This window comes from Okeania hirsuta (genome assembly GCF_003838195.1).
In the GTDB taxonomy this organism is placed as follows: domain Bacteria; phylum Cyanobacteriota; class Cyanobacteriia; order Cyanobacteriales; family Microcoleaceae; genus Okeania; species Okeania hirsuta.
The window spans coordinates 1-11,832 of sequence record NZ_RCBY01000217.1; the positions used below are offsets into that span (position 1 = coordinate 1).

The window sequence follows — 11,832 nt, forward strand, 5'->3', positions numbered from 1 at the left end:
GGGAAAAGAGTACCAGGTATGAAGTCGGGAAAAAGAACTGAGAGAGTCAGTTGGATTGCAGCTATAAATCAATCAAAAATGTTTGCTCCTTTAAGATTTACAGGAAGTTGTGATCGTAATTTGTTTGAGAATTGGTTAAAAAAATTTTTACTACCAAAATTAAAACCAGGACAAGTTATTATATTGGATAATGCAACCTTTCATAAATCAATTTATATAGAAGAATTAGTGGCCAAGCAAGGGTGTGAAATTTGGTATTTACCACCCTACTCACCAGATTTTAATAAGATAGAACGTTGGTGGTTTGTCTTAAAAAATTGGATGAGACAAAGACTCAAATTCTTTGAGAATTTTAGAGACTGTGTGGATGCAGCTTTCATGGAAAATCCTGAAGTTTTTCCGTAGTAGTTAAATCAATTATTCCAAGGAATTAAATTTCAAGGAGCGAGTCTATAAAACTTGAAGATCAGCATGGTTGGATGGGGTGAAACCGAGACACGATCGCAGACCTTCTGATGTCAGATATGGCAGGCCAAAGCATATTTGGCTCACGACAGAGGAACTGAGTTGCGATCGCATATCAAAAATATCGGTCATGTAGCAGAACTTAATACTACATGTTAAGACATTAGTAGTATGTAAAGCGTGCCAGCGCTCATTGCTATATCTACTCCTTGGTTGTCTATCCAATATCTGACAGCTTTATTTCTAATAAACTGTGCTGTTCTGATAGCTTCATCCAAGGATTTATATTGATTTGATGTCCCGTTTAATAACTTGGCCTCTCTTACTAAGATTGTTATCTTTTTGCTTTTATACTATTATTTGATCACACATTTTCCCAGATCAAACAATTATTTGAAAAAAATATTGATGCAGAGAAAGTCCCCCTTTTAGGGGAGGCTTTAAACCCATTTTTTCGGTAAAGTAGTAAAGGCAAAGGTTAGGAAATTTATAAATGCTCTCTCCTCAGTCAATTACTTCTGTACCTCACCAATTCCACTGTTCCCCTATCTGACTTGCGCGTGGCACTATAAGGGAGCAAGATGCTTCCACTGCTGTTTTTTGACCAAAATAATTACTATAGAACCCATTTGAGATCTATTTAAAAAGAGATGGGGATGTGGGAATATAAGGAGGTGGGGAATATTTTTTAACCTGCTTGGTGCGCATTCCCTCTCTTGGTCAGCATTCCCTTGCATCTGCCACCGATGCGGGATCTGACTGCTCTGTTGGTCAATTAGATATGACGAGGAGGTCCGCTCTTGACAGAGCCGCTTTCCTAGCGGAATGCTATCGCAAGCGCTAACGCCATCCCACCCTAAGAGAAGCTCCGAAGATCAACCGTTTGCGATGTTAGATTATTAATAAAGTTAACCATAACGATTCTATCACTTCCGAGGAACAATAAGTTTTTTCCCAAGCCTTAGCAATATTATCTAACTATCAAAAAACTGTATCCACTCAATATGATGGGGTAGGCAATTATGATAGCTGCCAAGACCAGCCAAGGGAATTAATAGAAGAGCGATCGTAAATAATAGTTGCCAGAGAGGGAATATTTCTGGTCTGAGAAATGCGATCGCGTACATATTCAAAAAAGCTCAATCCCAGCTTGCGAGTAGTAGCAACAAGGGACATAAAAGTATCCCAAGATGCAGTCCCCTCAGTCGTCTGAGTTCCATAACTGATATGGCGTCTCCTCACCATAGTCCTAGCAGCTAACTCTGCCGGGTTATTATGCAACGGCAATTCCGGATGGTCTAACACCAACAGCAACTCCGAAATCTTGGTCGCAGTTAATCGTTTTCGTTCATCCAACTGCTGATCACCACTCTGAGTGTCGAAAAGTCGAGAAAATTCAGAGCGTAATCTATGGGCAGTTGAAATTGTGAGAGCATCTCTATAAGCAAGTAACTCTCGATAGTAATCCCAAAAATCATCCAAGAATTGTTCCAGGAGTTGTTGATGATCATTAACCTTGGGAGTTAACTTTTTATAATCTCGTCCCTCATGTACCCAACACAAAGCTAAATTATCGGTTAGTAACTTGAAGGTCGGTGCATCATCACAGAGGAGAGTTTTTATAACTGGCCAGTCAGTTTGCTGATGATCAAAAGCGATTGCTGCTGCGTCTTTAATACGTTGACGCATTTGTGGCCCTAATAATGGTAAATCTCTATCTAGTAGCCCATTAAACTCTATGGAATTCAATACAGTTTCTTGGGGCAACAATTCCAGAGACTTCTTCCATTTATCTGGTATATGTAAGGTCTCCAACAGTGAAAAAGTCTCTTGATTGATAATAAACTCTAATTCTCGTCGGTCAAGTAAACCTTGAAGTACACTTAATCTATCTTTTTTGGCAGTAGTAAAGTAGACCGTATCAAGAGGGTTACACACTACATTCGTAGTATAGTTAACCCCTCCCACAGGGGCTCCTGTTTGGTCAAAGTGCTGCCAGGGACTACTTAATAGTCCGGCTTCATAGATTTCACTTTTTTCTGTCTCAAAACCAGACTGGTTTTTGATTAACAGATTGGACAAATGCCCGGCTGACATGGAAATGCCCATGTCCTCTAGAAACTCTAATAGTTTGCCTTGGGTCATATTTCCCCCATAGTACAAACTAATGATTAAGCTTTTAATTCCTGGGCCAAATTCTCCTTCATCACCTGATGGTAATTCTGCCTTGGGAGTTTTTCGCGTAGAGTGTGAGTAGTATTTCTGTTTCAGGAATAATACATGATCGGTTCCCAAGGTAATATCTTGAATGATTACTTCTTCGTAACCTTTAAACTCTGCATCAATGGGTAGTAATTCCATAGGGTACTCTAGTATTTCTTCCCTATCTATTTTGAGCTGAGATTTTTTACTGCCCTTTGAATGGTTTTGAGGTGGCTTTCGTTCTTTTTGTGATCAGTAGTTCTGGGAAAATCCTCTTGGTTTTTTGGCTTTGATTTTGGGCTGTTGTTGTTCTCCCTGAAGACGGTTATTTTCGTCTTTTAAACGTTGGTTTTCTGTTTGTAATTCTTTGAGTTGTGTCTGTAATTGCTCTATCAGGTTCAGTAATACCTCTACTGTTTGAGACAAGGATTTGTCTGCAATTTCGGTCGGGTTAATTGTTTGCAGGACTTGCTCTACTAATTTTTTGCTGTCATTATTTTGTCTCATATTTCATCTTCTATAACCAACTTGATTCTCCTGTTATTATTCTTGATCCTTTATTCTTTTTTGTGATTTAGCCGATCTTCTCGAGCGCGATTTTTGGTCTTGGCAGCTATCATAATTGCCTACCCCATCATATTGAGTAGATACAAAAAACTTTTGATTTTATCCTTAAATTATCTTACCACTACTATGCAGGACTACCTTTTTATAGTGGCTTTTGCAAAAGGAGGAGTCAGGAGCTAAGAATTAACAGGAGCGCAAATCTCTTTACTTATATCAAGTCCGGATAATTAGTGATAGAACTCTGTTCCGAGATGCACGTTACCTAGTCCTTGTTCCCTTCTTCTAGACTATGACCATACTTTTTTGAATTTGGTATAACTTTTGATATTTCTATAAGTAACTCTATTCATGACTACTAATTTTTTTTCTGCCGTTATACCAATATTATGTGAGACTCTACAGAATTAGGTGTTAGGTATTAGCTGTTAGGTGTTATACCAATATTATGTGAGACTCCACAGAATTATGAAATTTATTAACTTGTCTGTCTCGATCTACATTTCACTCTGATTAAAATATTATTCTATGCAACTTCATATTAACTTGGTATTAAGTTTTTACAATTTTATTTTTTGATTCAAAAAGCGGTTAAATCTTCCTGATACCAAATCTGCCGATCAAAAAGTAGTTTTTCATGCCTCGTCTTAATCTTTACTACCTTACTACCTTTTGCCCTATTTACCTGGCAAAACCAACAGCTATCCTATTTTTCCTATCCCTATAAAAAGTATACTACCTAAAGCAAATCAAGTTTTTTTTAGCAAAAAAAAAGATTAAAATACGTATATCGTCCTTAATTTAAAGTAAAAATTTTATAAATTTATAGAGTTATTTATCCCAATAAAAATAGCATATATAAAACCATTAAATCAATTTTTTATAGTCAAAAAAAGTATATTTTGAAAAATTAACTCATCATTAATATTCAACTAAAACTCATCATTTTGATATGAGTACGAATAGAAATATTGAGATTAAATATATTTTAAAAAATTATTAAAAAAATATATGAAATTACATATTTAGGTAAAATTAGTGGTATAGAAAGAGAATTGATAAAATTATTAAACATTTTTGATATCTAGCTCAAAAGCCGGATTAACCTTCTATTCTGTCAGTGGAAATGCTAAATTTTGCTAATTTGGGTTGACAAAGACGACTCCCCATAGCGTAAGAAACCCGTAATTAGTATTTAGCCAATACCATCAAACTTGACAGAATAAGGAAGAAAAAATATGGAGACAGGTATTGAATCAATCCACGCCAGAGAAATTCTTGACTCCCGTGGTCGTCCAACAATTGAAGCGGAAGTCCACCTAGGCAACGGTATAGTTGGACTGGCCCAAGTGCCTAGTGGTGCATCTACAGGTAGCTTTGAAGCTCATGAACTTCGGGATGGAGATCAGGGACGCTACGGTGGCAAAGGGGTACTCACAGCAGTCAAAAACGTAGAAGAACAAATTACCCCCACCCTAGTCAAAATTAATGCTCTCAACCAAACCTTAGTTGACAGCAAAATGATCGAAATAGACGCTTCCCCTAACAAAAGCAACCTAGGAGCAAATGCTATCCTTGCGGTCTCCCTAGCAACAGCTAAAGCGGCAGCTAACTCTGTTGGTATGCCATTGTATCGCTATTTAGGTGGCCCACAAGCAAGTCTGCTTCCAGTACCCCTAATGAACGTCATTAACGGCGGTGCTCACGCTGCGAATAACGTAGACATTCAAGAATTTATGATCGTACCTGTGGGCGCACCTTCATTTAAAGAGGCATTGCGCTGGGGTGCAGAAGTCTTCGCTACCCTAAGTGGAGTTCTCAAAGACAAAGGTTTACTAGGTGGAGTAGGAGACGAAGGTGGTTATGCTCCCAACTTAGGTTCAAACCAAGAAGCATTAGATATATTAATTGCAGCGATTGAGAAAGCTGGTTACAAACCAGGAAAACAAGTAGCTCTTGCCCTAGATGTAGCAGCTAGCGAATTTTACAAAGATGGTAACTATATTTACGACGGCGCAACTCATTCTCCCACTGAATTGATTGATTATTTAGCTAGTTTAGTAGATCGATATCCCATTGTCTCCATAGAAGATGGCCTACATGAAGACGACTGGGACAGTTGGGTACAGCTCACCCAAAAATTAAGTAGCAAAATTCAATTAGTGGGAGATGACTTATTTGTTACCAACCCTTCTCGTTTACAAAAAGGCATTGATATGGGTGCTGGTAACTCAATTTTAATTAAACTTAACCAGATCGGTTCCCTGACTGAAACTCTAGAAACTATTGACTTAGCCACTCGTAATGGTTTCCGTTCAGTTATCAGTCACCGCTCGGGAGAAACAGAAGATACAACTATTGCTGATTTAGCCGTAGGAACACGGGCAGGTCAGATTAAAACTGGTTCTCTCTGTCGTAGTGAACGGGTGGCCAAATATAATCGATTGTTGCGGATTGAAGATGAATTGGGTGATCGCGCAGTTTATGCAGGTGCAGTAGGTTTAGGACCAAAAGGAAGAAGTTAGCCGAAAACTAGCAAAAACTGAGCGATAATACCAAAAATATTATGGGAAGAAACTCAACAAGTGTAATTTTTGAGTTTCTTCCCATTTCTCAGGGATTAAGCCAAAATTTAAGTGTTGACTTGTGGTCAGTTTCTCAACTAATCTTGAATATATACAACCGATTTGCTATACTTTTTGAGCTAAATTTAGCTTCTGAAGTAGCTAGTATATTGAGCAATTTCGGACTAGGTAGGTTGAATGGAAATATATTATGCCAATAAAATGATTAAACCAAGAAACTGTAGGCTAATGATTAGGCAAGAACATATCAAATGGGTTCTGTAGGACTTTCTTGTAACTCTAGCAAGAAAGATTTTTGATGATAGATAAAACTAAAGTTTTATTCAATAGTATTATGAAGTGTCTAAATGCCCTCTTCAAGAGGCTTAAAGAGTTTTAGAGAAGGCATTTAAAAACTTTTTAACTATTTGCACGGTAATTAGGGTTATATACCTTTTTAACGTCGAGGGTTCTGCCTGTTTATAATTTAAGCTTATTGTCTGGCACTGTTTTGTCTAGGTCATGTTAATTAAACTAAAAAACTAATGAAAAAAATATTGAAACAACAAATCAATCAATATACTGGCATTACAAAATATTACGATCTTTTGATGACCGCAGGTTATTATGATTACGACACTCAAACAGATGCCCTAGCAGAAATTCTTAAATCAAGTGACTCTGTTTTGGAATTAGGAGTTGGTACAGGATTAGTTGCGGAAAAATTAATCAAAAAATTACCTGAAATTGATTTTTTAGGAATCGATTTCACTGAAAGTATGTTGGTGAAAGCACGACAGCGCCTTGGTGAAAACGTGGCTTTACACCATAAAAATGTATTAACTATGGATTTAGAAAGGAAGTTTGATGCAGCTTTTTCTAATGGAGGAATTTGGTATTTTATCGACGACGGCCAAACAGAATATACCTTTTGTAGCCATTTGCCAAAAGTAGAAAATATTATTAAAAGTTTCCAGAATGTGGCAAATCATTTAAACGATGCAGGATACTTAATTTTTAGTGTTCAAGGTGTTCACAAAGATTATGAAGAAACTCTATCTAATGGGATAACTTACAGTCAAAAAATCTTACCAATTCCCCATGATAAATTTGATAAACACTATATATTTTCTCAGGATCAAGTTGTCTTAGCAAAGCAAACTTGTACTTATCAACTTCTACCAGAAACTATGGCTCAACTCTTATTGGATGAATGTGGTTTTAAATTTCAAAATATAACTTCCTGCAAGCAATATCATGTCTATCAGAAAATTAGGTAATCCTGATTTTAGTCAAACTAAAAGTTAAAAGTTAGAAAATTAAGAAATTAAAACGTCATGTGCAACTTTTTCCAATCAAGAAGATAATAGTAACTTTAGATCAAAAGACTTTGATCTAAAGACTCAGAAACAGTAATTTTTCCCGGCTTTGTTGCACATCGTATCATTTCAGTTATTAGTACCTCCTCTCCTACTTTAGTAGAAGGTTTGAAATACTGAAGTTGATTTTTTTATCCCCTTGAAAGGGCAGGGCTAATTCTTTGTCATCAGACAATATTTACAACCCTATATTTTTGGTTAACTAATTCTAGCAAGATGCAGGAGATTTCAAAGGATAAAATTTTTATCTAGTTAGAGTAAATTGACCCTGCCTGGAAATGGGAGGCTTGATACCTGATTTTTTTGTCATTAAATTAAATAAATAAAGCATGAATAAGATAGGTTTTATCGGTGTTGGCAACATGGGAAATCCCATGGCGCGAAACTTACTTGAAGCGGGTTTTCCTGTAGTTGTCCATGATTTACGTCAAGAGGCGGCAAAAAACCTCCTTGAAAAAGGGGCAAAGTGGGCAGAATCCCCAGAAATAGTTGCTAGTCAAACAGATACCGTTATTACCATGTTACCTAATCCTGCAGCAGTAGAAAGTGTTGTGCTAGGAAAAAAAGGTATCTTGAAAAGTTTTAGTCCCGGTTCCATCTGGATTGATTGCACAACTAATTCTCCCACCTTATTCCAAGAAATAGCTCGAAAAGTTATTTCCGCAGGAATAAAAGTGCTAGAAGCACCGGTAACCAATGCAGTAGATGGGGCAGAAAGGGGAGAATTAATATTTTTTGCAGGTGGTGAGTTAGAGGTATTTGAACAAGCAAAACCTATCCTTGAACCTATGGCAGAAAAAATATTTTATGCAGGAGATTTAGGGACAGGAAATATAACTAAGCTAATTACTAATATGCTCTGGTTTATCAATGCTTGTGCAATTGGAGAAGCACTTGTTCTTGGAGCAAAAGCTGGCATTCCCCTAACTAATTTAGCAGAAATGATTAAATCTAGTGCGGGTAGTAGTTGGGTGGCACATCATGATATTTCCTCTATTTTTGCAGGACATTACGATCCGTCTTTTACTATCAAATTGTGCGTTAAAGATCTACGGCTTATTGATGAACTCGCTCAGAAATCAAATGTACCTTTAATGATGGGAAATCAAGCAAGGAATATTTTCCATGCTGCCCAGGCAAAATATGGTCAAGACCAGGGAGAAATGTCCGTAGTGAAATTACTAGAAGATATGGTAGGAATATCTTTGCAAACTGACCAAAATCATGGTAATTAAGTTAGAGTAAACTCTGAAGAAATAGTATTATAGTCAACAAAGGTTCTAAAAAAAGTAGTTTTCAGCCATTAAAAATTATGAATCAAGCAGTAACAGCAAAAACTAACGATAGTTTTGACGCAATTAAAGAAGCCCATACTTTGTCTGGTAATCCTGAAAAGATACAAGAATATTATGATAAATGGGCAGTAGCATACAATAATGATGTATCTAACGAAGAGTATACAGGTCCTGAGTACATCGTGAATTTCTTAGGAAGTCTAAAGAGCGATGATGGGTTGAAAGCAATAGACACCAGTAATCGCAATATTGAAATCCTTGATGCAGGGTGTGGAACTGGTTTAGTAGGTATTGTCCTCAAGCAAAAAGGTTATCAGAATATAGATGGATCTGATTTGTCTGAAAGAATGGTAGAACAAGCTCTCTCGACAGGTGTTTATAATTTTCTGGAAAGTGGAATAGACCTCACGAAAAAAAATGAAGCTTATGAGAACAACCAATATGATGCGACAGTTTGTTGTGGCGTGTTCACTTTAGGTCATGTACCACCAACTGCTTTGTCAGAACTAATCCGCATTACCAAACCAGGAGGATGGATAGTAGTAAGTACTCGCAAGAGCTATTATGATAGCACTAACTTCCAAGAAGTTTGCGACCGCTACCAACAAGAAGGTAAAGTTAAATTGGTCAACCATGTTAAAGATAGTCCATATATTTCCGAAGAAGGGGCGCATTATTGGGCTTTTGCAGTTTGTTAATTGACAAGCTGCTGTGAGCGAAGAGTGAAAGCTACCCAAGAAAAAGCTAACTACATAGCTTTAGCGATCACGTGCAGCCAGTTTTACCTAGGATGTTGATTCTGATAATTTTTCCACCCCGAAAAGTTATGCAGCACTACTCCTGTTTCTCTCTATGAACAGGAGCTTGTTAAAAGTTTCGCTCGGGTACTGTTTTTGAATTAGTCTTAGTACTTTTAAGATAGCCCTTATTACTTCCATAATAGGGCAAAAGAGTCAAACAGGAAACCTGATAGAATCAACTCCCTAGGTTTTACCAAAACCTTAACTATTTTCTAGTAATAGAGGAAAGCAAAAATTAGCTAACTCTATGGTTTTTATTGTGGCAATTCAGACGTAAACTTGAACTATATAGGTAAATAAAATTGATTCTATGAAAAGTCTGCCAATTATCTCCTTATCAGAATTAGAAAAAGCTAGACCTCAAGAAATCAAAAAATTGTACGATGTTTGCTACGAACATGGTTTTTTCTATCTTAGAGAACATGGAGTTTCTAGAGAAATAATCAATCGAACTATTGAGGCATCCCGGAATTTTTTTGAACTACCTGAAGATGTTAAATTAAACTACCGTCAAGATATCCAAAAAGTTTATCCCAAAACTTGCAGGGGTTACGTTCCTTTGTATGGAGAATTTCTGAATAAAGAAATTGGGTTTGACCCCAAACAAGTTTTCGATTTAGGTATAGAAAGACCTCTATCTGAGGAACCTTTTACCGGTCCGACAGTTATACCTGATGATAGTGTAGCTCCAGGTTTTGCTAGTTCTCATTATCAGCTACAAAAAGAAATAATGACAAAGGTAACTCCTAAATTATTAAAAGGATTAGCCTTAGCTTTAGGATTAGAAGCAAATTTCTTCGATCGATATTTTACAAAACCGACATTAATCCAGCGCACGATTTATTATCCTGCGGGGATGGGAAAAGCAGGAAAACATACTGATAATGGCATATTTACAGTTTTAATTCAAGAATATTTTCCCCAGCCTTCTTTGAGAGTTCATACTAAAGAAGAATGGATAGATGCTCCCTGCGTAGAAGACGCTTTTGTGATTAATTTAGGGGATCTGTTGCAAATGTGGACAAAAGGTTTATTTGTCAGTACGCCCCATGAAGTATTTCATAGTAATTCTGATGCAACTAGAATATCAATTCCCTTCTTTGTTTATCCTAATATTGATGCAATAATTGAACCATTTGGTACTACTGAAAAAATTAGTTCTAAAGAAGTAATGTTGAAGAATTTTGTGTCAATTTGGGAAACCCATGAAGGGGCAGGTAGGGCGAAAGAATTAGTTTAATTATAGATAGATAAAAATTATTGAGTTTCCACCAATTAAGCTTTAATATAGCAATCCTGTTTGAGTAGTGTAAAATATTTCATTACCTACTATAAATTGGATTACCTTCAAAATAATTATGGTTTGCTGAAAAAGTTCTTTTTAAGGAGTAGGGGCAGTAATTTTTTTGCCCTACTCTTCCCCAAAATGCTAACTTTTTGAGCATGAATAGCTGAAAAATAGGCACTTTTTCAATATCTAAAAAGGCACTTACCTTGATCTGTAAATGCTTTGATATTTAATCAGCAGAGGAATAATTAATGAGAATAAATGAATGATTAATGAGTACATTGGGATAGCCAATTACTATGACAACCTATTAACAAGTGGATACTTTAACTATGATTCCCTTAGCAATATTTTGTACAACTTACTTGGTGCTAGAAGAAAAGTTTTAGATATTGGTGTAGGAACTGGATTACTGACTGAAAAAATGCTTTATTTGGCAAACTATAACATTGTTGGCGTTGATTTTTCTCCCCGAATGTTAGAAATTGCTAAGAATAGATTAGCAAATTTAAATGTTAGGTTGATTTGTCAAGATATTACGGAATTTGAAACTGAGGAAAAGTTTGAAGCTATAGTTTCAACTGGAGGTGTTATTTGTATATTGGAAGAAGATGGAGAATATAGAATTTCTAGCCACATAATCGATCCAGAAAAAAATCAGCAGTTGCTGGCAAAGTTACACAGTCAGTTAGACGAGGGTGGATTATTAGCATTGGGAATTCAGGGAGGTCATACCAGCTATAAAAAGGAAATTAAAGATGAGATTTTTTATGAGCAGAAAATCAAGAAGGAGGGAAATTATCTTGATAAATGGTATGTGTTTTCTCAAGCTAATGGGGAAATTCTCAGCGAGCAATTTTGCCGTTTTTATTTTTTTGATGGAGGAAAGACAACTCAAGCGCTGATTGATGCTGGATTTAATCAAGGATATCAGATTATTGATAGCAAGTTTTTAGTCAGCTACAAATAATTATAGTAACTATGAGACAATTAATGAAAGCTGTTATTCTAAAAGGGTATGGAGAAATGGAAAAACTGGAATATGCCCAATTACCAAAACCCATTCCTCAACCGGGAAAAGTCTTAATTAAATTAGTTGCTTCTTCTGTTTTACCGAAAAATTGTGGGTATGCGCCTCCCCTTTTAAGGGGATAATAAGCGGTCGTTAGCGCAGCTTCCCGTAGGGTGGGATGGCGTACTTCGGAGCGGGTCTGTAAGAACGGGTCTCCTCGCCATATCCAATCGACCAAGAGAAGAAAAATTTTCATGATTAGT

General features: G+C 36.5%; 10 protein-coding genes and 1 pseudogene. 8 read left to right on the forward strand and 3 right to left on the reverse strand.

Annotation, left to right across the window (positions count from 1 at the left end):
- A partial coding sequence (locus D5R40_RS25420) for an IS630 family transposase (protein WP_124155118.1) occupies positions 1–405 on the forward strand: 405 nt, incomplete at its 5' end.
- 260 nt (positions 406–665) lie between these two features.
- On the opposite strand, the pseudogene D5R40_RS43680 reads toward D5R40_RS25420, so the two are convergent.
- From D5R40_RS43680 to D5R40_RS25435, 3 genes and pseudogenes are all read right to left on the reverse strand, one after another.
- Positions 666–797 (reverse strand): annotated as a pseudogene (locus tag D5R40_RS43680) (RNA-guided endonuclease TnpB family protein); the annotation flags it as partial.
- Positions 798–1,485: 688 nt separating this feature from the next.
- Positions 1,486–2,826, reverse strand: coding sequence for an IS66 family transposase (locus D5R40_RS25430; protein ID WP_205127190.1), 1,341 nt, complete (start codon positions 2,824–2,826; stop codon positions 1,486–1,488).
- Between the two features lie 93 nt (positions 2,827–2,919).
- Entirely contained in the window at positions 2,920–3,174 is a 255-nt protein-coding gene (locus tag D5R40_RS25435) for a hypothetical protein (protein WP_205127189.1), read from the reverse strand.
- A 1,295-nt stretch (positions 3,175–4,469) separates the two neighbouring features.
- On the opposite strand from D5R40_RS25435, the gene eno reads away from it, so the two are divergent.
- The 7 genes from eno to D5R40_RS36050 all read left to right on the forward strand — a co-directional run bounded on the left by eno (position 4,470) and on the right by D5R40_RS36050 (position 11,712).
- A complete protein-coding gene (eno, locus tag D5R40_RS25440) occupies positions 4,470–5,756 on the forward strand; it encodes a phosphopyruvate hydratase (RefSeq protein ID WP_124142750.1) in 1,287 nt (428 codons plus the stop codon).
- A gap of 584 nt (positions 5,757–6,340) precedes the next feature.
- Positions 6,341–7,075, forward strand: a complete 735-nt coding sequence (locus D5R40_RS25445; RefSeq protein ID WP_124142749.1) for a class I SAM-dependent DNA methyltransferase — start codon at positions 6,341–6,343, stop codon at positions 7,073–7,075.
- A 428-nt stretch (positions 7,076–7,503) separates the two neighbouring features.
- On the forward strand, positions 7,504–8,409 hold the full coding sequence (locus tag D5R40_RS25450) for an NAD(P)-dependent oxidoreductase (RefSeq protein WP_124142748.1): 906 nt from the start codon (positions 7,504–7,506) through the stop codon (positions 8,407–8,409).
- 77 nt (positions 8,410–8,486) lie between these two features.
- A complete protein-coding gene (locus D5R40_RS25455) occupies positions 8,487–9,167 on the forward strand; it encodes a class I SAM-dependent DNA methyltransferase (protein ID WP_124155415.1) in 681 nt (226 codons plus the stop codon).
- 412 nt (positions 9,168–9,579) lie between these two features.
- Positions 9,580–10,509: a 2-oxoglutarate and iron-dependent oxygenase domain-containing protein gene (locus D5R40_RS40065; protein ID WP_124155416.1), complete on the forward strand. Its 930-nt coding sequence runs from the start codon at positions 9,580–9,582 to the stop codon at positions 10,507–10,509.
- A gap of 313 nt (positions 10,510–10,822) precedes the next feature.
- A complete protein-coding gene (locus D5R40_RS25465) occupies positions 10,823–11,527 on the forward strand; it encodes a class I SAM-dependent methyltransferase (protein ID WP_124142745.1) in 705 nt (234 codons plus the stop codon).
- Between the two features lie 23 nt (positions 11,528–11,550).
- On the forward strand, positions 11,551–11,712 hold the full coding sequence (locus D5R40_RS36050; RefSeq protein ID WP_161565068.1) for a hypothetical protein: 162 nt from the start codon (positions 11,551–11,553) through the stop codon (positions 11,710–11,712).
- Positions 11,713–11,832: the final 120 nt, after the last annotated feature.

What these genes read in the sequence shown, in the direction of transcription:
- D5R40_RS25430 (WP_205127190.1), bottom strand. Translation starts at nt 2,826, where the DNA reads ATGGAATTACTACCCATTGATGCAGAGTTTAAAGGTTACGAAGAAGTA.
- D5R40_RS25435 (WP_205127189.1), bottom strand. Translation starts at nt 3,174, where the DNA reads ATGAGACAAAATAATGACAGCAAAAAATTAGTAGAGCAAGTCCTGCAA.
- eno (WP_124142750.1), top strand. Translation starts at nt 4,470, where the DNA reads ATGGAGACAGGTATTGAATCAATCCACGCCAGAGAAATTCTTGACTCC.
- D5R40_RS25445 (WP_124142749.1), top strand. Translation starts at nt 6,341, where the DNA reads ATGAAAAAAATATTGAAACAACAAATCAATCAATATACTGGCATTACA.
- D5R40_RS25450 (WP_124142748.1), top strand. Translation starts at nt 7,504, where the DNA reads ATGAATAAGATAGGTTTTATCGGTGTTGGCAACATGGGAAATCCCATG.
- D5R40_RS25455 (WP_124155415.1), top strand. Translation starts at nt 8,487, where the DNA reads ATGAATCAAGCAGTAACAGCAAAAACTAACGATAGTTTTGACGCAATT.
- D5R40_RS40065 (WP_124155416.1), top strand. Translation starts at nt 9,580, where the DNA reads ATGAAAAGTCTGCCAATTATCTCCTTATCAGAATTAGAAAAAGCTAGA.
- D5R40_RS25465 (WP_124142745.1), top strand. Translation starts at nt 10,823, where the DNA reads ATGATTAATGAGTACATTGGGATAGCCAATTACTATGACAACCTATTA.
- D5R40_RS36050 (WP_161565068.1), top strand. Translation starts at nt 11,551, where the DNA reads ATGAAAGCTGTTATTCTAAAAGGGTATGGAGAAATGGAAAAACTGGAA.